The sequence below is a fragment of the Silvibacterium acidisoli genome, assembly GCA_022870745.1.
Classification (GTDB): Bacteria; Acidobacteriota; Terriglobia; order Terriglobales; family Acidobacteriaceae; genus Silvibacterium.
In genome coordinates this window covers 1,708,409-1,735,216 of sequence record CP085323.1, presented here as the reverse complement: position 1 = coordinate 1,735,216, position 26,808 = coordinate 1,708,409, and the positions used below count along the sequence as shown (strand labels likewise).

Genomic DNA, 26,808 nt, shown 5'->3' with positions numbered 1-26,808 from the left:
TTTTGCCCATCGCTTATTGCACGAAAGTTTGATTGTGAGGGCCAAAATCACTGCATTATGCTACGGTCTAGCGGCATTCTGCTCAACTAAAACAGACTCCAACGCGAGCTTGCGGTGTTGTGTCGGCTCACCGCTTCGTGAGAGGTTATATGTCGAATTTTACTGAAGTAGCCATTGTGGGAGCTGGTCCTTACGGTCTCTCGATTGCAGCCCATCTGCGTGAGAGCGGTATCCCCTTTCGCATCTTCGGCAAGCTGATGTACACGTGGCGGGAGCAGATGCCGGAAGGCATGATGTTGAAGTCTGACGGCTTCGCTTCAAACCTTTCTGACCCCTCCTCCATCTTCACACTCGAAAAATTCTGCGCAGAGCGCAACATCCCTTACGACCACGAAAAGATTCCGGTCAGCCTGGAAACATTTGTCAGTTATGGTGACGAATTCCAGCGCCGAATGGTTCCAGAACTGGACGATCGTTTCGTCACCCTGATCGAAGAGGTCAAGGACGGCTTCCGGCTGACGCTGGAGGGCGGCGAGACGGTTTCGGCGAAGAAGGTTGTAGTCGCAGTAGGGATCACGCATTTCGCCTATCTGCCGCAATGCTTCCGCAATCTCGATCCGGCCTATGTAACGCATAGCTCGGTGCACAAGGATCCCAAGACCTTTGCCGGACGCAAGGTTGCGGTCGTCGGTTCGGGCGCTTCGGCGCTGGATCTGGCTGCATTGCTGAAGGACGGCGATGCCGATGTTTCGGTGTATGCGCGCCGCAGCGCGGTCCGCTTCCACGATGCGCCACACCCTGGCCGCGAGCCGCTCTGGCAGCGCCTCCGCTCGCCGCGCAGTGGCGTTGGGCCGGGCTGGAAGGCACGCTTTGTGACCGACATGCCGCAGATCTTCTATCACCTTCCTTCTGACTTCCGCGTGAAGGTGGTCAAGCGCTTCCTTGGCCCGTCCGCTGGATGGACCGTCAGAAAAGGTATCGAAGGCCGCGTGCCTGTTCATACCGGCATGACCCCGCAGACGGCTGAGATTCGTAATGGCAAGGTTCACCTGACCTTGAAGGACAAGAACGGGAAGATCGTCGAAGAGGTGGTCGATCACTGCGTAGTCGCTACCGGCTATCGTGTTGATGTGAATCGCCTGAAGTTCCTGAGCCCATCGCTGGCCACCAAGATCAAGCGCCTTGAAGATGCGCCCATTCTTTCGCCGGGTTTTGAGTCGTCGGTGCACGGGCTTTACTTTACCGGCGTGTCCGCTGCTTTCAGCTTCGGCCCGGTCATGCGTTTCGCATTCGGCTCGCGTTTTACTGCGTTCCGGGTCACGAAGTATCTGGCCAGGGGAGTGAAGCGGCAGCCCGTTGCGAGCAGGGCGGTTGCTGCCACAAGCTAACGGTTCGGCAGCTGTACAGCTATGCAAAAGGCCACCCATTGGGTGGCCTTTTGTGCAAGATCAAGCGCTGAGAGCGGCTTCGCCTTCGCTCAGGACGCGCCGCAGAATGCTTCCGAACGTGGCCAGGTGGGGCGGGCGAAACATGGATTCATGATCCCCTGGCGCGAACTCGATCCGAACTCCCTGGCTGGCGACAGAATCCCAGCCGAGAGATGGATCCGCTCCGTCGATCTGGGCGACGTCACTTGCACGGAAGAGAACGATCTCGCCCGGATAGCGCTGTGTCTTCGTGGGCATGAGCTCGTTTGGAGCCACCCCGGCCGAACCGTAGCGCAAGGCTTCCGGCAAGAGGAAGGGCATGCGTTCCTGGATCCAGGTAAAGACGACACGATGGCGGGTCGCAAATCGTTCGACTGCGTCCTCCCAGCGCCGTGACCACTGTGCATACATGTATGAAATTTTGCCGCGCAGACTGAGCCCGCGCATGCGCTCACGATGAAAGTTGCGAGAGCTGCGTATCCTGGCCGTGAGCAGGCTTTCGCCTGCCCTGACGTCTGGCTGCCAGCCGGGTCTTTCCGCGTCGAACAGGGAGACGGTGGTGACGGTACGGCCGTGTTCGCGAAGGTATTTCGCTACTTCGACGGTGAGCGATCCTGCAGCGCACCACCCGGCAAGATGAACTGGTCCGGACGGGCAGGTCTTCTCTATCTCGGCACAGTAGAGCCGGGCGCGATCTTCGAGCGGGATGCCGATCTGGGCGTCTTCAAGTTCTCGTATGCCGTAAATCGGGCGATCCGGCTCAATGGATTCGAGCAGCACTGCGTAGATCAGGTAGGAATGCACGATAAAAAGCGGCGCTGCCGCGCCTTCTGTCCGGATCGGCACGATGATGGACGGCGTCATGCCCTTTTCGATCAGCGCGGCCAGCTTGCGCGGCGTAGGGCCGTCGAAGAGCATGCTGATCGGCAGCTTGCGTCCGAGCGTGCGGTGGATCCGTGAGAACAGGCGCGCAGTGAGTACGGAGTAGCCGCCGTAATCGAAGAAGCTGTCGGTGACACCGATGGCGTTGTTGTTGAGCACTTCGCGAAAGACGAGCAGCAGCTGTGCTTCGAGAGGAGAAGCCGGTTCCACACCCGCAGCGACCGGGCGTGGCGCTCCATAATCCTCGCCTTCCATCATTTCCGGAACGGGCAGTGCGCGGCGATCGACCTTTCCGCTGCCGGTGAGCGGCATTTTATCGAGGCGGATGACGCGGGACGGCAGCATGTACTCCGGCAGAAGACGGCTGGCGTAGGCGCGGAGATCGGCCTTCACGCCGGACACGGACGATGGGTCTTCGGTGAAATATGCGATCAGGCGCGGCTCACCCGGCGTGTCTTCGCGAAGGATGACGGCGGCGTCCGCGACGATGGGATGAGTACGCAGTACGGACTCGATCTCGCCGAGCTCGATGCGGAAGCCACGAAGTTTGACCTGATGGTCGAGACGCCCCATGTACTGCATCTCTTCCGTGCTGAGGTAGCGGACGAGGTCTCCGGTGCGAAAACAAAGTGCAGCCGGGTCCGTCGATAAAGGATCGGACACAAAGCGCTGTGCCGTCAGCTCAGGACGATCGAGATAGCCGTGGCTGACGCCGATCCCGCCGATGTACAGCTCGCCCGGAACGCCGGGAGGCACAAGGCGGCCTGCGTCATCCATGACGTAGAGATTCGTATTTGCGACCGGTCCGCCGATGGGCACAATGCCATTGCCCGGATGGATACGGATGACGCTGGAATAGATCGTGGTTTCAGTCGGGCCGTAGCAGTTCCAGAGCTCGCAGCCGAGATCGATGAGCTGGTTGGCGAGATCGCGGGGCAGTGCTTCGCCGCCGGCAATGACCTTCAATCCCTGTTTGCCCTGCCAGTCGGAGTTCGCGAGCAGCTTGAGCGTGAAGGGCGTGGCCTGCATGGCGGTTACGTCTTCCTGCTCAATGAGGGCCGCCATTTCATACGGGTCGCCTCCGGCGTTACGGCTGGAGATGACGAGAGTGGCGCCGGTGAAAAGCGGGAGCAGCATGTCCATGGTGGCGATGTCGAACGAGATCGTCGCCACTGCCAGCCAGCGATCCCTCGGGGACAGGCCGGGTTTCTGCCGGATGGTTTCCAGCAGGTTCAGCAGGGACACCTGGCTGATCTGGACGCCTTTCGGCTTTCCGGTCGTGCCCGAGGTGTAGATGATGTAGGCGAGATCGTCAGGAGCGGGCGACGCAAGCACGGGCTCTGGAGATATCTCAGGACATGCCGTATCCATCTGCAGTACCGGACAGGAGACGACTCCATCGAACGAGGACGCATGGTGCGTGTCCGAGAGCACAGCAACCGGTTTGCATTCTTCGAGGATCGAAGTAAGGCGCTGCCGCGGGTGATGCGGATCGAGCGGCACGTAACAGGAGCCAGACTTGAGGATCGAGAGAAGCGCGACCGGCAGTAGCTCGGAGCGTTCCATGCAGATGGCTACGGGACGATCCTTGCCGGCGCCAAGGGAGATAAGCTGGCGTGCCCGGAGATTGCTCAGATCTTCGATTTCGGCGTAGGTTAACTGGCGGCCGTCGTGGCGCACCGCAATTGCCGAGGGTGTTGCCGCAGCCTGCCGGGCAATTGCCTGCCAGGCCGAGATCCCCTCCTGGATGGAGGGAAATGCCACCGATGATTGATTCAGCCCGGTGTAAAGCGCGGCCAGATCGTTCTGGCTGAGGAGTGGGAGTTGGCGAAGCGGCAGCTCGGGAGTGGCAGCAGAAGCCAGCCACAGGCAGCGCAGGGAATCGAGCCAGCCCACCAGGATGTCGCTCGACCAGCGGCCCGCGGCGCTTGTAAGCCATAGCTGAAGCGAGCCCGCAGGTCCGGCACCGGCAGTGAGCCGGAGAGAGGCTGAAGATGAAGGCTGAAAGGTTTTACTTTCCGGCAGGAAAAGAAAGCTGGGGCCGGCATCGGCAATCTGGCTGGAAGCTTCGAGAAGCTCTGTACGCATGCTGGCGTAGGCCGACCGGAATGGCGTTGTGCTATCCCAGACGCAGGTCAAAACCTCCGGGGAGACGCCGATCCGGATAATCGAAACACTTTCGTGCCAGAGCAGCCGGGAGAGGAGGGCCGAAAAGCAGCCGGCAAGATACAGGTCGAGGCTGGTGCCCATTCTCTCGGCAGCAGCACGCAGAACGGAGACCTCGTCCAGGGTAAGCAGGAGCGAAGCTTCGGAGTTTTGCCGAAGCGCCGTGGTGGCGACGAATGGTAACTGTTGAAGCATTTCCTGCAAATTCGAATGCTCCGGCGTGCGCCTCGGACGTGCGACGCCTCCGGCATTTGCGGCGATCGTGACATTACATAATGGGGAGAGTTCAGTATTGGAGCTCATCGATGCCTGTATGACCGTTTCCGAAATTCAAATGTCCTGAAGCCTCCGGCGCCGGTGAACTGTGGCAGATGCGCGCAGTGACGACGGTCGTATCTCAGGAGATCGGCATGATGAAAGTTTTCACGCCAACACTTGCAATATCGTCTGTTATGACGCTTGAAGTGCCCGTCTGGTTTTGCCGGGCTTGAACAGATAACCAATACCGATACCGCCCGTCACGATCCGGGTCGTAGTCACTCCGTCGTGCATTTCGACGACGATGGTATCGGCTGAATGAACCTTATTACACATATTATCGCGCTGAAGACGACCCAGACCAATGTATCTTTGGTTGTAATTGGGCAGCATTGATCTGTATCCGGGCAACTGACAAATGTTGTCCTGTGTGTATCGATTTTGCGAACAGGAATGTTTTTCCTGTTCGCAATGAGAAATCGATGCGTGCTCCCTAGACCTTCGTCACGCGAAGACGTGATACGGTCTCTGCGGAGTCGACTCGCTTGATCCTTGGTGGACTGCTGCCGAACGGCTGCGCTTCGGCCAGCACCTCCTTCAGCTGATCTTCCCAGGGAGCAAGCTGGAAACCGAAAGCCTCGTGAAATTTCTTGCAGTCAAGCGCGAGCTTCACAGGCCTGCGGGCAAAAGCGAAATGTTCCACAGGCTCGACTGGCAGCACCAGCGCTTCCTTGCGTTCGGCAAGGGCATTCACGATGGCGGATGCGAAGCCATGCCACGAGGTAGAACCCTGTGCGGCGAGGTGAAAGATGCCGGTAGGGAACTGGATTCGCGGGACGGTCTCGTAGATACGGATGAGCTGCCTGGTGGCCTGCGCGATTGCGAGCGCGGAGGTGGGGGTTCCAAGCTGGTCGCTGACCGCTTCCAGTTCTTCAGCGTTCTCGGCGAGCCGTAGAACGGAGCGCAGGAAGTTGTCGCCTTCAAGGCTATAGATCCAGCCGACTCGGAGAATGATGGCGCGGGCAAAGCTGCCGGCGATGCCTTCTTCTCCCGCGACCTTGGAGGCTCCGTATACATTGAGGGGCGAGGTTGGATCTTTTTCCGTATAGGGAGAAGACTTCGTGCCGTCGAAGACGTAGTCGGTCGAGTAGTGGATGAGAAGCGCATCGAGACGATGAGCTTCCTCGGCGAGGATGACGGGAGCGATGGCGTTGATGGCGAAACAGGCGTCCCAGTTCCGCTCAGCGGCGTCGATATCGCTGAAGGCAGCGGCATTCACAATGACATCGGGTTTGACTTCCCGTACGAAACGGCGAATTTCCGCCTCGCGGGTGAGGTCAAGATCGCGGCTCCCGGTAGAAATAATCTCGGCATCGTGCCCGCTTGTTTTGCGGAACTCCGTGCCGACCTGCCCGTTTGAGCCGGTTAGCAAAATACGCATGAGCTGAATGCTCCAGTAGCACGGAGGTTTCCATGCCGGAAAAGGGGAAAACGGTGTTCGCTCCTGCCTGGCTCTGGTGGAGCCGGGCAGAGAGCGGGCATCAGGATCCAGTTCCGCGAACGACTACTTCGGCCGTGCGGATAAGGATTTTGAGGTCCATCCAGAAATTCCAGTTTTCGACATAGGCGATGTCCAGGGCGATGTACTGGTCAAAGGATGGTTCGTGTCGTGCCCGAACCTGCCACAGGCCGGTGAGGCCGGGAAGAACTTCGAGACGGCGGTAATGTTTCAGCTCGTAACGTGCAACTTCCGTTGCGAGTGGGGGGCGGGGGCCGACCAGGCTCATATCGCCCAGAAGAACGTTGAAGATCTGCGGCAGTTCATCGAGGCTGAACTTGCGCAGGATCCGCCCAATGGGGGTGATGCGCGGATCGTTCTTCATCTTGAAGAGAATGTCGTTGCTGGCATGGGCAGCCATGAGCGACGCCTTCAGCTTTTCGGCGTTGGGCACCATGGTGCGGAACTTCCAGAGTCTGAAGATGCGTCCCTTGCGCCCCACACGCTCGGAGACATAAAAAACAGGGCCCGGGGAGCTGAGTTTGACGGCCAGCGCGACCGCGACGAAAAGCGGTGCGAGCACTGTCAGCAGCAGGACAGAAAGAACCGTATCGACGATGCGCTTCACCAGGAATGACAGGGCCTTGTCATTACGGCGATGAATGGCTACAACCGGGAAGTCGCCCATGAAGAAGATGGGCGAGTCCGTCGAGGCCTCTTCGTACACGCCTGGAACGGCGACGATTTCGACGTCGAGATCGCGCGCCAGGCCTACCAGTTCGATCAGCTGCTCGGTCCCGCAGCGTTCCGTCAGAACGATTTCGTCGATGAAGTGCTGACGGATCAGGTGGCGAAGCTGGAAGAGGTTGCCGAGGATCCTGGTGCCTGCGGCTGGCTGGCTGATATCGCCGGAAAGCGAGATGAATCCCTTGAAGACCCGTCCGAGACGGCGATGGCGTTCCATCTGCTGGCGGAGCGAATCTCCCAGCTGGCTGTCGCCGACGATGAGGACGTTGCGTGTACCGATCCCGCGTTCGTAGTCGCGATGAGCCATATATCTCCACAATCCGCGGAGGATGGAGAGGAGAACCGTGGAAATGCAGACCAGTGCGATGACAACGCCGCGCGGAATGAGGACATTATGGGTCAGGTACATGCTGCCGCAGAGCAGCAGGCCGGCCGTGAAGCATGCCTGTACGGTGCGGCGCTGTTCATGCAGGATCGACTGCGTTTGCAGTTGTCCGTAAAGGCCGTACTGGCGGCTGACCAGCAACAGGCTGATGGTAAAAAATGCGAGATATCCAAGGCTGATAAGAAGCTGGCTGCCGGCGAGCGGCTGCTGCACGCTCTCCCAGTTCCTGCGCGTCAGGCCGATATCGAATTCGAAGGCGAGCAGGAGGGCAAGCCAGACAGCAGCGATGTCAGTCGCCATCATCACGGCCGCGGTGACGACCGACTGCGTGGTATGGCGGACAACCATACGTTCGACCGGGCGGGACTCGCGCGGTAGTTCGTGTTGTAATGCCGGGGTAACTCCAGAGGTGGCACTCATAAGTGTCTCTCCACAGACGTGCTCATGGTTTATGAGAAGGAAGAATGGCCAATCCGATCGTTCGCAGGCCGCGTTTCGCATGGAGGGAGTATTTCGCCTGGAGGGAGCGGAAAACTATGCGATCTTCCGGGGTTTTGACAGTACAGATGTTGCTCTTATTGTTAAAGTTCCGAGGTTTTCAGGGCTACTTTTGGCCAGGCTTCGCCCATGTCACTCCATTGGGAGCGCTGTTGCATAGAGTGACGCAAGCCTTCTCGGCGGAGGAACGATCCAGCACTGCGAAATCATAAAGCCGGTGATACTGAACAATGAAGGTAGCAGCCGGAATTAACCTTCATCATCCCCAGATGGTAATGAGCTCCAAATTTTGAGGGAATGCCTCGTTTGGGTTACCTCGATTTCCGAGTTCCGGCGCGGGATGAGCCTCTCAAAACATGGAACCTAGGGAATGTAAGTCTAATCGCTCTGGTGAAAAACGAAAATGACCAATTGGTCGTACAGTCCGTTACCAACGGGGAATAGTTTCCTGATCCGGGGTCAGCGTAGATTTTTCTTAACGTTGCAGATTCCGAATCAGGCTGTGATTGGAGTCGGCAGTGTAATGAGGGCCGCAGAGCCCTGCACGAGTGCCTGTATCACCTGTTATTCCTTGGTTCTTTCGCTCGCTGCCGCGTGCCTCTTCCAGCAAGTATCAGGAAGATACACCGGACGAAGGGCGCAGACGGTGGCTGCATTTCGCTCGCAGGCAGGATTCTGGGCGAGTGCAGCCAATTCTCGACTACGTTGAGCATGAAAACACATAAGCAAGTCTGATAGCAGGAGTGTTCCAATGAGCGCAGCGACAATCGCGCGTCCCCAGTCAGCCGTTGTTTCCGGATCCTTCTTCGATGCCAGCAACGAAGGCTTCCGCCATTCGTACGATAAGAAGGCGTTTTCCTACTCGCATATTTTTACTGAGAGTCACCCGCTCTTCCAGCGTGCCCGCATGCGCAGGCTGCTGGCGGAGGGCACGGCGACGCGTCCCTGGGCTGTTTATGATGCCGGCGATATCCAGGTCGGCCAGCGTTGGGAGACATATCCAGCAAAGACGAAGACCGTTGAAGAGACCTTCGACGATATCGATAGCGGCCGCGCATGGATGATGCTGCGGCACGTCGAAAAAGATCCCGAATACGGCGAGCTGCTTGACCAGTGCCTTGCGGAAGTTTCGCGCCTGAGCGGTCAGGAGATCGACAGCGACAAGAAGAGCCAGGAAGCGATCATCTTCTTTACCTCGCCGAATCGCGTGACGGCATACCACATTGACCGCGAGTGCAATTTCCTGATGCAGGTTCGCGGCTCAAAGACGATTAACATCTTCGACCGCACAGATAAGGATGTAGTTCCCGAGGCGGAGCTGGAGAAGTTCTGGGCCAAGGACAACAACGCCGGCGTATATAAGCCGCAATTTCAGGATCGCGCTTTTGTCTGCGAGATGAAGCCGGGCATTGGGGTTCACATCCCCGTGAATTGCCCGCACTGGCTGCAGAATGGCGACGATGTCGGCATTTCGTTCAGTATCAGCTATCAGTTCAAGGACTGGAAGCGGAAGAACGTGTACCAGGCGAACTATCATCTGCGCCGTATGGGGATGAATCCAACGCCTCCAGGGCAGTCGGCGCTGATCGACAATTCGAAGCGCCTGGCGATTGAGACGGGGCTGACACTGAAGCGCATAATCAAGCGGAAGTCGAAGTAGGGAACGAGAAGGACAAAAAGATGCAGACGGAAAAGGCGACAGACCGCACGATCAAGGTGGTTCCGATTGAACGCCGCAATGCGGCCGATCTTCCATATGAGAAGTTTCTGCGGGAGTACGTGATCCCGAATCGTCCGGTGATCATCAAAGACGCGATGCCTCAGTGGAACGCGCTGCACCGCTGGACCCCGGAATTTTTCAAGAGCCGGTTCGGTGCCGAAGAAGTGGATGTAACTTATGGCGGCGTAAAGATGTCGATGGCGGCGCTGATAGATGCGGTGCTTGCTTCGACAGCAGAGAAGCCAGGGCCGTATCTGCACAAGGTGATCATTCATCAGCACATGCCGCAGCTGCTGCCGGATCTCTCGCCGGAGAATGCCTATGGCTTCCCGCGACGTTACTGCAGTCCGCTGATGCCGAAGCGCTTTCGCCGTCCTGACGGCTACCTGAAACTGCTGATTGGCGGCGTGGGCGGCAAGTTTCCGTTGATGCATTTCGATGGCGACAACGCCAATGCAATGATCAGCGAAATCTATGGCGACAAGGAATTCGTTCTCTTCTCGCCCGAAGATACTCCGAATATCTATGCTCATCCGGAGACGCTGACGACCTCGCAGATCGATGACCTCGTCAATCCCGATCTGGAAAAGTTTCCCCTGCTTGCCCGCGCGGTGCAGTATCGCGGCATCATTCAGCCCGGCGAGACGATCTTTGTCCCTTCCAAGTGGTGGCACTCGGCGCGTGTCGTGAGCACTTCGATTTCTGTTTGCACCAACATGCTGGACCGCGTGAACTGGAATGGTTTTGTGGCCGAGTCATGCAATCCGCGCATTGTGAAGTCTGCGCCGACCCGGGTTGTGAAGGCTGCTTATCTGCATGCGATCGGTGCCGTTATGAGCGCGGTCGAGACATGGCAGAAGTGGTTTCCGCATGGCGCTCTTTCACGCAAACTCTCCTATGTTTCTCCTATCTCGAGCCTGGCCGATTCGCGCCGCAAGATGCTGCTCGAAAGTTCTCGCTCGTAGCTGTTCATCCTGCCGCCGGGTAACTACCGGGCGGCAGGCGTGTTCTTTTTGCAACGATACGATCCCACTAAAGTTCGCCCGGATGCCACGAGCGTGCGGCGAAGTGTGCAGTAAACTGTGTCTCAACCGGCGAAGGCGTCATGGCGAAGATAGAGCTAAAACAGTTGCCAACATCGATGTCGCGGGTCTGGTCGATCCTGCGCCCCTACCGGGGTATGCTGCTCGCCGGCCTTCTGCTGATCATCATCAACCGCGCCTGCGTGCTGGTGATTCCGGTTTCGACATACTTCCTGATTCATAACGTGATCGGCGAGACGACCGGCAAGCACGATCCCCGGATGCTGCCGTGGATTGTGATTGCGGTTCTCGCTGCGACTGCCATCCAGGCGCTCGCTGCATTCACCGTGACGCAGCTGCTTTCAAAAGCCGCATGGCGCATCATCACGGATCTTCGCATCCAGGTGCAGAAGCATATCGGCAAGCTGCCCGTGGCCTACTACGATGCGAATCGCACGGGCACTCTGGTATCGCGCATCATGACGGACGTGGAGGGTGTGCGCAACCTTGTAGGCGCCGGGTTGATCGACTTTGCCGGTGGTCTGCTGACCGCGCTGTTTGCGCTGATCATGCTGCTTGTATTAAGCCCGAAGATAACCGGCGTGGCCATGGTTTTCATGGGCTGCTTCTGCCTGATTCTTCGCAAGGTCTTCCGGTTTATCCGGCCGATCGCAAAGGAGCGCGGCAGCATCACTGCGGAGGTGACGGGGCGGCTTACCGAATCGCTCGGCGGCGTTCGCGTGGTGAAGATCTATCGCGCGGAAGATCGCGAGTCGGCGGTGTTTTCAGCCGGTGTGCACCGGCTGCTCGACAATGTGCTGCGCGCGATTACCACGACTTCGTATACGACCATGGCGTCGACCGGAATGATTGGAGTGATTGCCGCCGTGGTGATTTACTCAGGCGGCCGCCAGATGCTGGGCCATAGCCTGACGGTGGCAGGGTACGTGACGTACACCATGCTGCTGGCTTACATGGTTCAGCCCATGGTACAGGTGGTGTCGATCGGAACGCAGATCACCGAGGCGATTGCCGGACTCGATCGCACACATGAGGTGCTGAGCGAGGTGCCGGAAGAGGCCGATCCAAACCGCGCGGTTACGCTGCCGGAGCGTGCGATCGCGGGCGATATCCGATTTGAAAACGTTTCGTTCTCCTATGTTGAAGACAAGCCGGTTCTGCGAAACATTTCGTTTGCGGCTGCTCCAGGAACGGTGACGGCACTTGTCGGTTCGTCGGGCTCGGGCAAGTCGACGATGATCGGCCTGATCTGTGGCTTCCATGCGCCGGCTTCGGGACGCATCCTTGTGGATGGCACGGATCTGGGTTCGGTAGTGCTCTCGAGCTATCGCAGTCAGCTTGGCGTGGTGTTGCAGGAATCCTTCTTGTTCGATGGTACGATTCGTGACAATATTGCTTTCTCGCGTCCGGATGCGACCGAGGAAGAGGTAATGAATGCCGTGCGCATCGCCCGTGTCGATGAGTTCGCGGACCGGTTTCCTGAAGGGTTGGAGACGATCGTGGGCGAGCGTGGCATCAAGCTTTCCGGCGGGCAGCGTCAGCGAATTTCCATCGCTCGCGCCATCGTCGCGGACCCACGCGTGCTGGTTCTGGATGAGGCGACATCGAGCCTTGATTCTGAATCGGAAGCACTGATTCAGCAGGGCCTGGATTACCTGATGCGCAGCCGTACAACCTTTGTGATTGCGCATCGACTTTCGACGATCCGTCGCGCGGATCAGATTCTCGTGATCGAGAGCGGCGAGATTGTGGAGCGCGGCAGCCACGTCGAGCTGTTGTGTGCTCAGGGCCGTTATAACGATCTCTATACACGTCAACATGCGATCGAGAGCAATCTTTTTCTCGCGCCCGGTGAGGGCGATGTTGTTCCTGAGGCGGAAAAAGACGGCGACGCCTCTTTGGAAGTCTCGCTTCCTTCCAGCCGGGTCTAGTTGATCCTTTACCTTTGATTCCGCTCGAGTGAGGAGCCTTTCTATCCATGATGCTGCGCGAAAAGATTCAATCGAATGCACTGCTGCGTAAAGTTCTTGTAGGAACTCCATGGCGAGGTGTGTATCCGTCATTCGACGCAGCGCAGGGAGAGATTCCTCAGGGGAAAAGCGTCGGCTACAACAGTAAGGAAGCGGCGGAGATCTTCCGGACCTACCCGGTTCTGCGCAAGCGTCCGACCGATTACGTAACGGCCTTCCACCTGAAGCCGCTATTGAAGGAAGGCCTGCGGCTGTTCGACTTCGGAGGCAGCGTAGGCATTGCTTATTACGTTAACAAGCAATACATGAAGATGCCGGCTGGAATCGACTGGCTCGTCTGTGACGTTCCGGTGATCGTGGAAGTTGGCCGTGAGCGTGCGCTCCAGGAGCAGAGTCAAGGGCTGAGGTTCACGACCGAGTTCAGCGATGCTGACGGCTCAGATGTCCTGATCACGGCTGGAACGTTGCAGTTCATCAAGGAGCCGCTGTCTGCGAAGCTCGGGGCTTTGAAGGCGGCTCCGCCATACCTGATCATCAATCGCGTGCCGACCTGGGATGGCGAGCATTTCTACACTTTGCACCAGATCGGCGAGTTCTTCTGTCCATACCAGATTTTCAACCGGCAGGAGTTTATCGATGCGCTGATGAAGCTAGGGTATCGCCTAGTGGACAGCTGGGATTGCCCGGAAAGTACGCTGTCTGTCCGGCTGAAACCGAGACTTCGACTCAGGAATTACCAGGGGTTTTATTTCGTGAAGGATTCGTATCCGGTTCCATCGATGGCTGGCGGGAATTGATAAGAGCGCCTGCGTAAGTGCACAGCGGAGGCTGCTTTGCTCGCAATGAACTCTTTGGTGTGAGCCTTGTGTTTCGCAATGCTTCACTCATGGGAGAATTATTGCGTTTCCGTGTAATAGATGCGCCTTTCAGATCCTCATTGCTCCGTCTTATCTGATAAAAAGGCGTCTAATTGACGAAGACCGGATCGCTCCTGCGAAAAAGGCTGGAATGCTCATAAAATGAATTTCTTACTGACCCGATTTGTTTACAGAGATGCCACGAAAGTACGGTGACTGCGCGTTGTATGGCGTCGGCGGAACAGTTAGAATCAGGTTCGTTCCCGCATAACAGCAGGCATAAAGCCACCGGCTACAAGTAATATCGCTCCACTCTATTGCCGTATTTTCCCCCGGAACCCTGTCGTATCTTTTCATGGGCACTTTTTACATGTTGACTCACTTTTTATTGAGCGTGCCGCATCGGATATGCTGCTTCGCGGTTTTGGTCCGCCCACTTTTTCCTGGCAAAGCCCAAGCGGAAAGTTCGCCGCAGGAATGGACGCGTGACACCGTATGACGCTCGCGACGGAGACCACACCGCTTACGGAAGATCCCGAAGAGTCCCAATTTCGATCCCTTGAATCGAAGGCGGTCAAGGGGACGTACTTCGTCACGATTTCGTATGGCCTGACGATGGTGCTGCGGCTGGTAAGCAGCGCTGTGCTCAGCCGCTTATTCGCGCCAGACCTTTTCGGCATCATGGCCCTCGTCACAACCGTGATGGTGGGGCTCTATCTCTTTTCCCATATCGGGCTCCAGGAAAGCATCATTCAGCATCCCCGGGGCGATGAACCCACGTTCCTGAATACGGCGTGGACGCTGCAGGTGCTTCGCGGGATCGGCCTGTTCGTTATCACCATTCCTCTGGCATGGCCGGTGGCGCAGTTCTACCACGAGCCGCGCATGATCTGGATTCTGCCGGCGCTGGGATTGGGCTGTGCCATTGCCGGCGCCAGTTCGCCAAGCCTGCTTACCATGGCCCGTCATCTCGGCGTTGGCCGCCTGTCGATGCTGGAGCTGCTGCAGCAGGTGGTCCAGTTTGTTGTGACGTACCTGTGGGCGCTTTATCAGCCGTCGCTGATGGCTCTGGTGGCAGGCAGATTGATTTCCGAGGTGATTCGGACGATTGTCAGCTATTTCATGATGCCGGAGATTCGTCCGCGCTTTGAGTGGGAGAAAGAAGCTGTCCGATCGCTGGTGCAGTTCGGGCGCTGGATTCTTATCGGTACGGCGCTGACCTTCCTTGCGCTGCAATCGGATCGGCTCATCCTGGCGAAGTTGATCTCGTTCCGGATGCTGGGCATTTACGGCATCGCTTTTGCTCTTTCGGACATTCCCCGCCAGATTATTCTCCAGTTCTGCCAAAGAGTCGGATTTCCGTTCATCGCCAAGTTCTCTGAGCGACCTCGCAATGAGTACCAGGCGATCGTGTTGAAGTACCGTATGCCGGTGATGGTCGTCGGCGGCCTGCTGCTGGTGTTTACGGTCTGCACGGGAGATTATTTTGTCCGGCTGATCTTCGACAAGCGTTATCACGAAGCGGCCTGGATGATCGGCATTCTCACGCTCGGCCTCTGGCACACGCTGCTCTACAGCACCACCAGCCAGGCGATTCTCTCGCTGCAAAAGGCTCACTACAACGCTCTCGGATATCTGATTTACTGCATCACTCTCTACGCCGGACTTCCGTTCGGTTATCACATGCTGGGCATGACCGGGGCCGTGCTTGCGGTGGCACTGAGCGATCTGCCGGTTTACTTCGTTACCGTTGTGAGCGCGCATCGGGAAGGAATGAAGCTCTACTGGCAGGACACGTGGCTTACCGCGGCGTTTGTCACGTGCCTCGTCGCCGCGCTGCTGTTGCGGAGCTGGCTCGGATTTGGATCCCCATTCGCCAACGTTCCTTGGTAACTCTTTCTTAAGCGATCTGTTTACCTTTTATTAAACAGATCGCAAGCCCGAGTGACCTGCCGTATACCCAGTTAGTGTTATTGATCGGCCCCACCCGTTTCGATCAGAATGGGCATATTCCAAGCGGATCAATTTGCCGCTCAAGACCTCGACCCAGCAAAGAAGGAAACCATGAAGGAACTGCTCGGAGACGCGTTTACAAGCAAGCTTGAGCGTCTCGGCAAGGAGAAGTCGGCTGAGTACCTCAGCAACAAGCCTTTTCCTCACATGTACTTCGATAATTTCCTGCCGGTCGAGGCGGTTGAGGCAGCCCTCCAGGACTTTCCTGAGCCGAAAGAGATTAAGTGGAGTGAGTTCGACAATCCCAACGAGAAGAAGCTTGCGTTCGACGTGGTCGAGCGGCTTCCTGATTCGATTCGCGATGTGCTGTATTTCCTGAACAGCCGGCCGATGCTCGGATTTCTCGAGGACCTGACCGGGATCAAGAGCCTGATTACCGACCCGTACTTCGTCGGTGGCGGGCTGCACCAGATCAAGCCCGGCGGCAAGCTGGGCGTGCATGCGGACTTCAACTACCACGAGTACCTGAAGGTGGATCGCCGTATCAACGTGCTGGTTTACCTGAACAAGGATTGGAAGGAAGAGTACGGCGGCCATTTCGAGCTGTGGGACAAGGAAATGTCCAAGGCCGAGGTGAAGGTTCTGCCGGTCTTCAACCGTTGCGCAATTTTCAGCACGACCAGCACGTCATTCCATGGGCATCCGAATCCTCTGATGTGCCCGCCGGATCGGACGCGCAAGTCGATTGCTACGTATTACTACTCGAATGGACGTCCGGAAGAGGAAGTGAACGACTCGCACTCGACGCTGTTTATGAAGCGGCCGGGCGAGGTTGTAGAAGAACCTCAGACGTCGAATTCGTTCAAAAGTTTTGTTCGCGCAGTAACGCCTCCGATTTTGACGGACGCCTACAGAAGCCTGCGCAAATAAAAGAGACCGTGCAATTCATCGCACGCGCATAGATGCCCCGCATTCCGTCCAGAGTGCGGGGCTTTTTTTGTCTTTTGGTGGCCTGTTTCGGGTCATAGGTCATTTGACCTGCACAAAAGCACGCTGCCTGCCTCATGACAGCACGATGAATTCACGCTTCAATGCTCATCAAGTCCCCGTGTTCCAAAACCGGTAGGAGAGCGGAAAGCTCACATCCTCGTTTTCTGAAAACCACTGCAACGAGGAGAAGAAACGGGCCATGTTCTCTGAACCACGACAAGTACATCAATAGCGAAGGGATTCTTTCGAGACCATGAAACGCATCGCATTGTTCTGTAGTCTTTTGACGACCGCAGTAGGAGCTACGTTGGCGCCGACGTATCTTTCGGCGCAGGTTGCCAACAACACCACGATGGTAGGTACGGTGGTGGATTCGTCCGGAGCGCCTGTTGCTGGCGCTAAGGTGACAGCACTGAATGAAGGAACGAAGGTCAAATATCCAGGCACGACGAATGGTGATGGCAATTATTCGATCCAGTTCATTCAGCCGGGAACCTATGACGTCACGGTAGAGATGCAGGGGTTCAACAAGGTCACCCAGACCGGCAAGATTGTTGTGATCGACCAGGCGACACGTACCGACTTCAAGCTGGTGGTTGGTTCGGAAGCCACGTCGGTGACCGTGTCTGCTTCCTCACCGCCGATCTCGACGGATGATGCGACGCTGGGTGAGACCTTCAACACCAAGGCGGTCGAGGATCTGCCGATCATCGGGCACAATGCGCTCGAGGTTGCGGCAACAGCTTCGAACGTCGTGATCGGCCCCACGAGTAACTATTCGGGTGTGCCGCCGGGCGAAGACTTCATCGGTGCCGGCCAGCGCGAAATCCAGAACAGTCTTAACCTGGACGGCGTGTCGATCATGAATAACCTGATCAGCCTGGCGCCGGCCCGCCCCAGCACGGACATGATTTCTGAAGTGCAGATGCAGAGCGGTAATTATCCCGCTCAGTACGGTTCATACCTGGGCCTGCACATCAACCTGGTGAGCAAGTCGGGCACGAACGATCTGCACGGTTCGGTGTATGACTACATTCAGAACACAGCTCTGAATGCGGCGCCGTTTACCAACTCTCTGGGCTCGCCTACCCCAATTCAGCATTACAACCAGTATGGCTTTGGCCTGGGAGGGCCGGTTTATCTTCCCAAGCTTTATAACGGTCGCAATAAGACCTTCTTCTTTGCGTCTTACGAGAAGATCAACCAGGTGCAGCAGTCGCAGAGCATCGTTTCGGCGCTGACGCCGGCGATGAAGGCCGGAGATTTTTCAGCCGTTTCCACTCCGCTGAATGATCCGTTCACTGGCCAGCCGTATGTGAATAATCAGATTCCTGCTTCGGAACTTGCTCTGCCTTCCGCGCAGATCGCTCAGAAGATTGAGCAGTACATGGTGAATCCCAACGTTCCGGGAGACCACAACGGTACACAAGACAACCTCAATGTCAGCTATCCGAGCGACCTGTTCATTCACCAGACCCTCGATCGTATTGATGAGAATATTGGAGACAAAGTTCGCATCTTCGTTCGTTATCACTGGCAGAATCTGCAGGTGAATGGGGGCGATCCGTTTCCGACCAACGCATCTTTCGGACCCACGAAGAGCCGTAATACTGCGATCGGCTACACGCACTTCATCACTGCGAATCTGATCAATGATTTTCATGTGGGATTGAATACCGTTACCTCAAACAATCTCAACTACTTTGCACAGAACGGCATTAACGGAGCCGGAACTGCGCTGGGAATTGCAGGCTTTAACGCAGATACGCAATACAACAACCCCGGTGTGCCTTCGTTCACATTCGATCAGTTCAACGAGGTCGGTAACGATGCCTCGAACTGGTACCAGGATGACCGTACGATCGACGGTTATGAGCAGATCAGCTGGATACACGGCAAGCACAACATCATGGCCGGCGCTGAGCTGAGAAAACTGACCATCGGACGCGAGGCGGCAAACGATCCTCGTGGTGTGTTCAACTTTCAGGGCAACTCGAACGGCACCAGTACCGGTTACAGCGCCGCCGACTTCGTACTGGGACTTGCACAGAGCGACACAACACCCATTTTCCCGGCAAAGGGTTCAATCGGTGAATGGCGCGATGGCTTTTTTGTCCTCGACAACTGGCAGCCTTTTCAGAAGCTGACCTTGAACTATGGCCTTCGTTACGAGTTGCCAACAGTGCCTTACAGCCTGAATGGATACGCGCGCATCCTGAACGATACGGAAACCGCGCTCATTCCAGCTTCGGGCGCAAGCACGGCAGCGAACTTCGTACCGACTCCAGGCTTTAAATTTAATGGGCCAAATCATGAGGACTGGGCGCCGCGTTTTGGTTTTGCCTATCGCGCAACCGGCACGACAACACTGCGCGGCGGGTTTGGAATTTACTACAACGCGAACCAGCTGAATACTTACACGCTTACAACTCAAAACTATCCGCTGGCGGCGACCGTTTCCTACTCCACGCTGGCGGGGAATCTGCTTTCGTTCACCAATCCCACGCCGGGCGCAGCAAGTGCGTCACCGGTCGCGGGCGTTCCGGGAACTTATGTTTCCGCGACGACGGTTCCCAAATACCTTCCCTCACAGACGCTTTATCAGTGGAACCTGTCCTGGGGGCAGGAACTTTGGAGGAATGCGGGCTTCGAACTGCAGTACCTTGGCTCGCACGCGATTCACCTGGACCGCGACTTTTACGACAACCAGCCACAACCCTCTGCGACCGACACGAATATCAACGCTCGCAGGCCTAACCAGCTGTTCGGCACGATTCGCCGCATCCAGAACGACGAATACTCTCACTACAACGGCTTCACTGCAATCCTTCGTCAACGTGAAACCCATGGTGTGTCGGGTTCTGTGAGCTATACGTGGAGCCATGACCTGGATATCACCGACAACTCAAACGGTGGCTATACGACTATGGACCAATACAACATCGGCCGGGATTACGGCGATTCGGATTGGGACATGCGGAATCGCTTCGTGGCGACTGTTACTTATGAGCTTCCGAAGTTCAGTGGCTCTAAGGAAGTAGTGAAAGAAACGATCGGCGGCTGGCAGGCAAATGCTATCGTCACCGCCCAGTCCGGTACGCCCTATAACGTCGTCCTCGGCTTCGATCGTGCGAACGTCGGCCAGCCGAGAGGCAATGTGCAACGTCCTAACTGGCTGCATAAGCCGATGGCTCATTGCGGCCTTAGCAGCTACATAAGCGGGAACGCAACTTCCTGTATCGACGCCACGGCATTTGAAATTCCGGACGAGGGTACCTACGGTACCTCGCGCAGGAATCCTTTGCATGGACCGGGATATAACAACATGGACTTCTCACTCTTCAAGAACTTCAACATCTGGAAGAGCATGAAGTTCCAGTTCCGCGCGGAAGCGCAGAACCTGTTCAATCATCCGAGCGGTGCAAATCCCAATGCGACGATCTCGAGCAACTTCGATCCGAATGATCCTTCCACCTATAGCGGGTTTGGAACGGTCACGGGAACAAGCCGCTTTTATAGCCCACGTTCGATCCAGTTGGCTGGAAAGATCGTGTTCTAGTTCCACTGAGTACTTTTTAAAGGCCGCCAGAGATGGCGGCCTTTATTTTTTAGAGCTGCAGTCGGAACTTCATCCGGGTGAGGAGGCCGGAGATAGCGAGAATAATGGCGGTGAAAGCCACGGTGCGCATGACTCCGGACAGGCCGTGATTCAGGTGGGTATCGAGCCAGGTGAAGCCGAAGAGCATGGTGAGGAAATACCAGAAGTCTGGCAGAAGGTAAGTCGTGAGGGTGTTGGCTCCAGCGGGACGTACGAAGAAGGCCCATCCGGTTTGCTTTTTGATATCGCAGAGCCAGTAGAGGAGCGTGAAAGCCAGCGCGGCTGCACCGATATCGTAAAGGGCCCAGGTTGGCGTGGCGCGAATCTTGGAGATGCCGAGTGGGCTGAGGAGAAACCCCGCAGCGAGGCTGATAACTCCGAAGCTTGCGCCCAGCGACATCTTCTTTCCTACGGTCTGCCAGCGGTGGTCGCCAAGGAAGATGGCGGAGGTGGCGATGCCACCCATCATGATGGCCGCCATGGCTCCGTTATCGAAGGGCCAGATCAGAATCGGTACATGCCTGAAAGCTGTGATGATTTGCGCGGTGCACAGGCAGTTGAAGGTGATCAGGGCGATCAGCCATGCGAATGGCGCCAGCAGCCAGCGACGTGTGGGGATGTAGAGAATGGCGACGGCCAGATAGGTGCATCCGATGAGTCCAAGGATCTCGGGGTACGAGATATCGATCCAGGTAACTCCGCCGTTGCGGTTGGTTCCGCGAAAGATCGCGAACATGACGGCGACGATGATGAGTCCGGCGATGCGCAGGTTTCGGCTGAGCGCGGGGTGATCTTTCGCATTGGAATCGACGCGGAGCACGAGCGCCGCTCCGATGAGGGTGGTGAGCGCCCATACTGCAGGCGAGAGGTGTGTAAGGGCGGGATTCACGCGATCGGCATTGGCCAGTGTGAGTCCGAGAACCACGAGCGAGATACTGCGCAGCAGCACGTGAGACCAGAGCGCGGGAATCGAGTTATTCTTTTTGAGCCGCTGCCGGATGGCGATGGGGAAGGACAGGCCAACGATGAAGAGGAAGAACGGATAGACCATGTCGACATAGGTCATGACGTTCCAATTGCCTTTTGCGTGGTGTGTCCACCAGGGAAGGCCTTTGACGCCGTCGAGCTCATTGACGAAGATCATCACGGCCATGGTGAGACCGCGCATGATGTCAATGGAGGCGAGCCGGGTGGGTGGAGCGGTGGCGATGGGGGCAGTGGAGAGCGGAGAGGCTTCAGTCGCGGCGTTCATGGTGTGTCCTGTGGTTCTGTTTTAATCGGCGACTTTGACCCTTGTCCATCGATATCGAAACGATTTAAGTCGGGCCTGAAACGAAATTAGGCCAATTGACGTATATTTCTGCGAGACACCGGGCCGATGACTTCGTAATTTCCTGCTCTTACAGTGTAAGAAGCACGTACTAGACATAGACACGAACCCTTGGAGGGGCGAATGGTTTTTGGCAAGTCACTATTCTGGAAAGCGGCGGTTGTCGCCGGAATGTGTTCCTGCGCTGCAGCGGCTCATGCACAGCAGTACGACATGATCCTGGCGGGTGGGCATGTATTCGACCCCAAAAACCACGTGGACGGAACCCGCGATATCGCGGTGAAGGATGGGCTGATTGCCGAGGTTGCCGACCACATCGATCCCAAGGAGGCGGTGAAGACGATCGACGTGAAGGACTACTGGGTGACGCCCGGCCTGATCGATCTGCACGTGCACGTCTATCGCAGCCCGAACGAACTACGTTCCTATGCAGGTGTGTTAAGCGTTTTTCCTGACGGCTTCACCTTCAGGACCGGCGTCACGACGGTTGTGGATGCGGGCAGTTCGGGGTGGCGTAACTTCGAAGACTTCAAGGCGAACGTTATCGACATCTCGAAGACGCGCGTGCTTGCGGACCTGAACATTGTCGGTGCGGGCATGCGCGGCGCCAAGTATGAGGACAACCTCGACGATATGGACGGCGAGGCGACGGCCAAGATGGCGTTGAAGTATCCGGGCGTGATCGTGGGCATCAAGAGCGCTCACTTTACCGGTCCGGAGTGGAAGCCTTACGAGCAGGCTGTGAAGGCCGGCACGATTGCAAATATTCCTGTGATGATCGATTACGGCGCACGGCGTATCGAGCGGCCGTTGTATGGCCTGCTCTCCGAGAAGCTGCGGCCGGGCGACATCTACACGCACACATATTCCGGACTGCGTGGCGAGCAGGATTCGCAGACCGGGGGCCCCAGCAAGGCGATGCTGGTTGGACGCCAGCGCGGTATTTACTTCGACGTAGGCACGGGCGGCGGATCGTTCTCCTGGAGCGTGGCGGTGCCGCTGATGAAGGATGGCTTTACGCCGGATTCGATTTCGACCGATCTGCACATCGACAGCATGAACTCGGGCACGAAGGACATGCTGAACAATGCCGACAAGTTCCTGGCGATGGGACAGACCATACCTCAGGTTCTTACCGAGATGACGTGGAATCCGGCGCGTGAGATCAAGCAGACGCAGCTGGGAAATCTTTCTGTTGGCGCACCGGCGGACATCGCTGTGCTGAGTGTTGAACACGGCCACTATGGCTTCGTCGACATGTACAACACGAAGAAGACCGGTACGGAGAAGCTGATTTGCCAGCTTACCGTTCGCGCAGGAAAGGTCGTGTGGGATCTGAACGGCATCTCATCTGATGACTGGGACCAGGCTCCGACCAGCGACCCGCGGCTGGCGAAGCGTTGGACAAGCTTCACTGAACGGCCTTTTGGCAGTTCACGCGCTCGCGCGCCCTTCAATGGCCCCATCAAATAGTTGAATGGGGAAATTGTGATGGGATTTCGTATCTTCGGGCTTGCCAGGCTGGTGGTTCTTTGCAGCGCTCTTGCCGCTGGACTGGGCCTCTGCCATGCGGAGAGTGCTCCAGTCACTGTTGGCTGGAACACTCTGAAGACGCTCACTGACTCCGGTGCTGCGTCGAAGACGGCAGCGGCCTGGCAGCTGCAGGGCAAGCGCATTTCTATTCCCGGCTTCATGGTGCCGCTCGAAGACGATGCCCAGCAGGTGACGGAGTTTCTGCTGGTGCCTTATGCGGGCGCGTGCATTCATGTTCCTCCACCGCCTCCGAACCAGATGGTTTATGTGAAGCTCGCGCATGACGGGAAGGCGAAGATGTCGTTCACCGATCCCATCGTCGTGACGGGTGTTCTCAAGATTTCCAATGTCAAAAGCCCATACGGTGATGTCTCCTACAGCCTTGATGGCGAGTCGGTGAAGCCCTACCAGGAGTAAGGATTGCCTGCGATCCATCTGAAAAATGTGTCCTTCGGTTACGAACGGCAGCAAGCGCTTCTTGAAGTTCCCGAGCTGCTGATCGAAGAGGGAGAGCGAGTCTTTTTGTACGGGCCCAGCGGCAGCGGCAAGACCACGCTGCTTGGCCTGATTGCGGGGATTCTCACGGCCAAAACAGGTGAAGTGGAAGTGCTGGGTAAAGATCTGACGCACCTCTCGCTTTCGATGCGCGACCGGCATCGCGGTTCGGAGATGGGCTACATCTTTCAGAGCTTCAACCTGATTCCTTATCTTTCCGTGCGGCAGAATATCGGCCTTCCCTGCGAGCTTCATGCGAAGCGCCGCAAGCGCATTACTGCGTCGTCAATCGATGAGGAGATTTCGCGGATCGCGTCACGGCTGGATATCGGCGAGTTCCTCGACCGGCCTGTCACGCGGCTAAGCACAGGCCAGCAGCAGCGTGTGGCGATTGCGCGCGCGGTGATCGGCGCTCCCCGGCTGGTGATCGCCGACGAGCCGACGTCTTCGCTCGATCGCAATCGGCAGGAGAATTTTCTGCGGCTGCTGATTGAACTATGCGACGAGACGCGTGCCACCTTGTTGTTTGTGAGTCACGATGATTCGCTGATGTCGCGTTTCGACCGCCAGATTTCGGTTACAGAGATCAATACGGTGGTGCCATGCTAGTGCTGCTCAGGCTTGCATTTTCGTCGCTGCGTAGTCGTGCGGTCACCACGAGCCTTACTGTATTTTCCATAGCGCTCAGCGTGTTGCTGCTGATCGGTGTTGACCGCATCCGCCAGGGCGTGCAGGAAGGCTTCGCGGGGACGCTCAGCCAGACAGATCTCGTCGTCGGTGCGCGTGGCGGATCGCTGCCGTTGTTGCTGTACTCGGTCTTCCATATCGGTACGGCGTCGAACGAGATTTCGTACTCGTCCTACGAGCATTTTCGCGATCATCCGGCGGTGCTTTGGACGATTCCGTTCTCGATGGGTGACAGCTTTCATGGATACCGCGTGGTGGCTACAGACGATAATTTTTACGAACACTATCGTTTTCGCCGCGATCATTCGGTCGAGTTCGCCGAAGGTGGACGCGCCGAGGGAATCTTCGACGCAGTGCTGGGAAGCGAGGTTGCGAAGCAGTTTGGCTATCACACGGGCGCGAAGCTTGTGCTGAGTCACGGCCTTGAACAGGTCAGCCTCTTCAAGCATGCCGATAAGCCTTTCACCGTTGTGGGCGTGCTGAAGCAGACGGCGACCCCGGTTGATCGGACGATCTACATTACGCTTTATGGCGAAGAAGCCATGCACGTGGGCTGGGAGGGCGGAACGCCGCCGGCTTTAGGTGAAGCTCCGCCAACAACGCAGATCCGGAAAGAAGATCTGCATATCGACACCATAAGCTCGTTCCTTGTGCGGACGCGCTCACGCATTACCACTCTCCTGTTGCAGCGCGAGATCAATACATACAAGGGCGAGCCGCTGACGGCGATTATCCCGGCGTATACGCTCGAAGATCTCTGGAACATGCTTGGATATGTGGACGTCGCGCTTTCACTGGTGAGCAGCGCCGTGCTCGTGGTGGGGCTGGTGGCGATGCTCATCTCGCTTTATACGGCGCTCAATGAACGCAAGCGCGAGATCGCAATTCTGAGAGCTGTCGGTCTGCATGCCAGGCAAATCTTTGCCTTGTTCGTTCTCGAGTCTGTACTGATCACGACAATTGGCGCGGTGGTCGGCCTGGTGGCAGCCTATGGGCTGCTCTGGGCGTTCCATGGCCCGGCGGAATCGCACTTCGGGATTCCGATTGCCATGGTCGGGTTGTCGACGCGGGTGATGATCTATCTGGGGCTGGTTGTGGCCGGCGGAACCCTGATGGGATGCGTGCCGGCGATCCGCTCTTACCGTATCGCGCTGATCGAGGGCTTGAACGCTTTTTAATCCGCGGATTGTCTTCCTCACTGTTCCTCGTTCAGAATGGAAGCGGTCTTCGAGGCTGCGTCTACGTCGGCGCGCTCACTGGTTGAAAATGTTTTGCGATTGTCGGCTTAGATGGCTGACAGGCTTGTTGCCGGAGGATAGATGCCTGGGGAAGGTCGTACACGAGTTCGGATTTTTCTTTCCATCCTGCTGTTTGTGTTGAGCGGGGTCGCCTTTCTCGACCGAACAAATATCTCCATTGCCGGGTTGCAGATCAGCCTGGAGTACGGACTGGGCAACCAGCATCTTGGCTGGATCTTCTCCGCATTTCTGCTTGGCTATGCGGGCTTTCAGATTCCTGCGGGCTGGCTGGCAGCGAAGTATGGACCGCGGAGGGTACTGGCTTTTGGAGTTCTGTGGTGGGGCGTAGCGACCGCGGCGACAGCGCTGCTGCCTTCGAATCTGCCTCATGCCGTGGCCATTCTCATTGCCATTCGTTTCGTCTTAGGCGCGGGTGAGTCGGTGGTGTATCCGGCGGCGAACCAGTTCGTCGCACAGTGGATTCCCCAGCAGGAGCGCGGCATCATCAATGGCCTGATCTTCGCGGGTGTGGGCGCGGGCAGCGGCCTTACGCCTCCACTGCTGAACTGGATGATCACGAGCTACGGCTGGCGTGCGGCGTTCTGGTTCAGCGCGGTGGTGGGCCTGATTGCCGGCGGCATCTGGTGGCTGGCGGCGCGCGATCGTCCGGAAGAGCACCCGATGGTCTCACCGGGTGAGCTCCGCGTGATTCACGAGGGCGTGCACGAGGGGATCGGTGCGGTTCCGGCTGAGGAAAGCCTTCCGGACAGGACGGGAATCTCGTGGGGGGCGATCTTCCATCGCCGTGATCTACCGGCGCTGATGATCGGCTATTTTGCCTTCGGTTACATCGCCTGGATCTTTTTCAGCTGGTTCTTTCTGTACATGGCGCAGGTGCGTGGCGTGAATCTGAAGGCGAGCGCCCGCTACACCATGCTGCCGTTTCTCTCGATGACGGTCTTTTGTCTTGTCGGCGGCGCGCTGAACGATCTTCTGAGCCGGCTTTACGGACTTCGGGTAGGCCGCTGCCTGCTGGCATCGGGGGCGCTTTTTGCCACTGCCGTGTTCCTGGTTCTGGGCTCACAGGTGCAGAGTCCTCTGCTGGCGGGAATGATTCTCGCGGGCGGCGCCGGGATGCTCTACCTTTCGCAGAGCGCATTTTTCTCGGTATCCGTCGACATTGCTGGCCGCAGTTCGGGTGTGTTTTCGAGCATTGTCAACATGGGAGGACAGTTTGGGGGAGCGGTGACCGCCTCTCTTACTCCCTGGATTGCGCATCGCTACGGGTGGACCGGATCCTTCGGGGTAGCAGCGGCGCTGGCCGTAATTGGCGCACTTTGCTGGTTGAGCGTTCACCCGGAACGGCCCCTGGAAACAGCCTGAGCAGCAGGGAATCTTCACATTTCCTTTACATCTGCCATGGGTTTGTGATGCCTTATTCATAAACCCTTATGGCATGATGCTGACCGCCTGTCGCTACCGATTCCCTCGCGTCCGATGTTATCCACACATCGACGGGAGTCTGCGGCCGTT

General features: G+C 57.2%; 17 protein-coding genes. 13 read left to right on the top strand and 4 right to left on the bottom strand.

The window, feature by feature from the left end; all coding sequences use genetic code 11:
* Positions 1-149 precede the first annotated feature (149 nt).
* The gene (locus tag LJD29_RS07105) at positions 150-1,388 is read left to right on the top strand and encodes an NAD(P)-binding domain-containing protein (protein WP_446745052.1); all 1,239 of its coding nucleotides are present in this window, start codon (positions 150-152) and stop codon (positions 1,386-1,388) included.
* 60 nt (positions 1,389-1,448) lie between these two features.
* Here LJD29_RS07105 and LJD29_RS07100 read toward each other — a convergent pair whose 3' ends face one another.
* The 3 genes from LJD29_RS07100 to LJD29_RS07090 form a co-directional block, all read right to left on the bottom strand.
* Positions 1,449-4,670: a non-ribosomal peptide synthetase gene (locus LJD29_RS07100; RefSeq protein ID WP_446745051.1), complete on the bottom strand. Its 3,222-nt coding sequence runs from the start codon at positions 4,668-4,670 to the stop codon at positions 1,449-1,451.
* 556 nt (positions 4,671-5,226) lie between these two features.
* Positions 5,227-6,174: a dTDP-4-dehydrorhamnose reductase gene (gene rfbD, locus LJD29_RS07095; protein ID WP_446745050.1), complete on the bottom strand. Its 948-nt coding sequence runs from the start codon at positions 6,172-6,174 to the stop codon at positions 5,227-5,229.
* Positions 6,175-6,274: 100 nt separating this feature from the next.
* Positions 6,275-7,783: a sugar transferase gene (locus LJD29_RS07090; protein ID WP_446745049.1), complete on the bottom strand. Its 1,509-nt coding sequence runs from the start codon at positions 7,781-7,783 to the stop codon at positions 6,275-6,277.
* 829 nt (positions 7,784-8,612) lie between these two features.
* Here LJD29_RS07090 and LJD29_RS07085 point away from each other — a divergent pair.
* From LJD29_RS07085 to LJD29_RS07055, 7 genes are all read left to right on the top strand, one after another.
* Positions 8,613-9,521 carry a hypothetical protein gene (locus LJD29_RS07085; protein WP_446745048.1) on the top strand — a complete coding sequence of 303 codons (909 nt, stop codon included), beginning with the start codon at positions 8,613-8,615 and terminating at the stop codon, positions 9,519-9,521.
* Between the two features lie 20 nt (positions 9,522-9,541).
* Entirely contained in the window at positions 9,542-10,546 is a 1,005-nt protein-coding gene (locus tag LJD29_RS07080) for a cupin-like domain-containing protein (protein ID WP_446745047.1), read from the top strand.
* 140 nt (positions 10,547-10,686) lie between these two features.
* Positions 10,687-12,555, top strand: coding sequence for an ABC transporter ATP-binding protein (locus LJD29_RS07075; RefSeq protein ID WP_446745046.1), 1,869 nt, complete (start codon positions 10,687-10,689; stop codon positions 12,553-12,555).
* Positions 12,556-12,602: 47 nt separating this feature from the next.
* Positions 12,603-13,391, top strand: a complete 789-nt coding sequence (locus LJD29_RS07070) for a methyltransferase, TIGR04325 family (protein WP_446745045.1) — start codon at positions 12,603-12,605, stop codon at positions 13,389-13,391.
* Between the two features lie 555 nt (positions 13,392-13,946).
* Positions 13,947-15,344 carry an oligosaccharide flippase family protein gene (locus LJD29_RS07065; RefSeq protein WP_446745044.1) on the top strand — a complete coding sequence of 466 codons (1,398 nt, stop codon included), beginning with the start codon at positions 13,947-13,949 and terminating at the stop codon, positions 15,342-15,344.
* 171 nt (positions 15,345-15,515) lie between these two features.
* The gene (locus tag LJD29_RS07060) at positions 15,516-16,334 is read left to right on the top strand and encodes a 2OG-Fe(II) oxygenase (protein ID WP_446745043.1); all 819 of its coding nucleotides are present in this window, start codon (positions 15,516-15,518) and stop codon (positions 16,332-16,334) included.
* A gap of 367 nt (positions 16,335-16,701) precedes the next feature.
* Positions 16,702-19,953 carry a TonB-dependent receptor gene (locus LJD29_RS07055; protein ID WP_446745042.1) on the top strand — a complete coding sequence of 1,084 codons (3,252 nt, stop codon included), beginning with the start codon at positions 16,702-16,704 and terminating at the stop codon, positions 19,951-19,953.
* Positions 19,954-20,002: 49 nt separating this feature from the next.
* On the opposite strand, the gene LJD29_RS07050 is transcribed toward LJD29_RS07055, so the two are convergent.
* Positions 20,003-21,244, bottom strand: a complete 1,242-nt coding sequence (locus LJD29_RS07050; protein ID WP_446745041.1) for a DUF5009 domain-containing protein — start codon at positions 21,242-21,244, stop codon at positions 20,003-20,005.
* Positions 21,245-21,445: 201 nt separating this feature from the next.
* Here LJD29_RS07050 and LJD29_RS07045 point away from each other — a divergent pair, with 201 nt between their 5' ends.
* The 5 genes from LJD29_RS07045 to LJD29_RS07025 all read left to right on the top strand — a co-directional run bounded on the left by LJD29_RS07045 (position 21,446) and on the right by LJD29_RS07025 (position 26,658).
* Positions 21,446-22,795: an amidohydrolase/deacetylase family metallohydrolase gene (locus LJD29_RS07045; RefSeq protein ID WP_446745040.1), complete on the top strand. Its 1,350-nt coding sequence runs from the start codon at positions 21,446-21,448 to the stop codon at positions 22,793-22,795.
* 18 nt (positions 22,796-22,813) lie between these two features.
* The gene (locus LJD29_RS07040) at positions 22,814-23,272 is read left to right on the top strand and encodes a DUF3299 domain-containing protein (protein WP_446745039.1); all 459 of its coding nucleotides are present in this window, start codon (positions 22,814-22,816) and stop codon (positions 23,270-23,272) included.
* Between the two features lie 3 nt (positions 23,273-23,275).
* On the top strand, positions 23,276-23,959 hold the full coding sequence (locus LJD29_RS07035; protein ID WP_446745038.1) for an ABC transporter ATP-binding protein: 684 nt from the start codon (positions 23,276-23,278) through the stop codon (positions 23,957-23,959).
* The gene (locus tag LJD29_RS07030) at positions 23,953-25,215 is read left to right on the top strand and encodes an ABC transporter permease (RefSeq protein ID WP_446745037.1); all 1,263 of its coding nucleotides are present in this window, start codon (positions 23,953-23,955) and stop codon (positions 25,213-25,215) included. Before LJD29_RS07035 ends, LJD29_RS07030 begins: the two co-directional genes overlap by 7 nt.
* Positions 25,216-25,356: 141 nt before the next feature.
* Complete coding sequence (locus LJD29_RS07025) at positions 25,357-26,658, top strand: MFS transporter (protein WP_446745036.1); 1,302 nt, start codon at positions 25,357-25,359, stop codon at positions 26,656-26,658.
* Positions 26,659-26,808: the final 150 nt, after the last annotated feature.

Coding starts and splice junctions, on each gene's coding strand:
- LJD29_RS07105 (WP_446745052.1), top strand. CDS start 150: ATGTCGAATTTTACTGAAGTAGCCATTGTGGGAGCTGGTCCTTACGGT.
- rfbD (WP_446745050.1), bottom strand. CDS start 6,174: ATGCGTATTTTGCTAACCGGCTCAAACGGGCAGGTCGGCACGGAGTTC.
- LJD29_RS07060 (WP_446745043.1), top strand. CDS start 15,516: ATGAAGGAACTGCTCGGAGACGCGTTTACAAGCAAGCTTGAGCGTCTC.
- LJD29_RS07065 (WP_446745044.1), top strand. CDS start 13,947: ATGACGCTCGCGACGGAGACCACACCGCTTACGGAAGATCCCGAAGAG.
- LJD29_RS07100 (WP_446745051.1), bottom strand. CDS start 4,670: ATGCTTCAACAGTTACCATTCGTCGCCACCACGGCGCTTCGGCAAAAC.
- LJD29_RS07040 (WP_446745039.1), top strand. CDS start 22,814: ATGGGATTTCGTATCTTCGGGCTTGCCAGGCTGGTGGTTCTTTGCAGC.
- LJD29_RS07070 (WP_446745045.1), top strand. CDS start 12,603: ATGATGCTGCGCGAAAAGATTCAATCGAATGCACTGCTGCGTAAAGTT.
- LJD29_RS07045 (WP_446745040.1), top strand. CDS start 21,446: ATGGTTTTTGGCAAGTCACTATTCTGGAAAGCGGCGGTTGTCGCCGGA.
- LJD29_RS07030 (WP_446745037.1), top strand. CDS start 23,953: ATGCTAGTGCTGCTCAGGCTTGCATTTTCGTCGCTGCGTAGTCGTGCG.
- LJD29_RS07050 (WP_446745041.1), bottom strand. CDS start 21,244: ATGAACGCCGCGACTGAAGCCTCTCCGCTCTCCACTGCCCCCATCGCC.
- LJD29_RS07085 (WP_446745048.1), top strand. CDS start 8,613: ATGAGCGCAGCGACAATCGCGCGTCCCCAGTCAGCCGTTGTTTCCGGA.
- LJD29_RS07080 (WP_446745047.1), top strand. CDS start 9,542: ATGCAGACGGAAAAGGCGACAGACCGCACGATCAAGGTGGTTCCGATT.
- LJD29_RS07090 (WP_446745049.1), bottom strand. CDS start 7,783: ATGAGTGCCACCTCTGGAGTTACCCCGGCATTACAACACGAACTACCG.
- LJD29_RS07075 (WP_446745046.1), top strand. CDS start 10,687: ATGGCGAAGATAGAGCTAAAACAGTTGCCAACATCGATGTCGCGGGTC.
- LJD29_RS07025 (WP_446745036.1), top strand. CDS start 25,357: ATGCCTGGGGAAGGTCGTACACGAGTTCGGATTTTTCTTTCCATCCTG.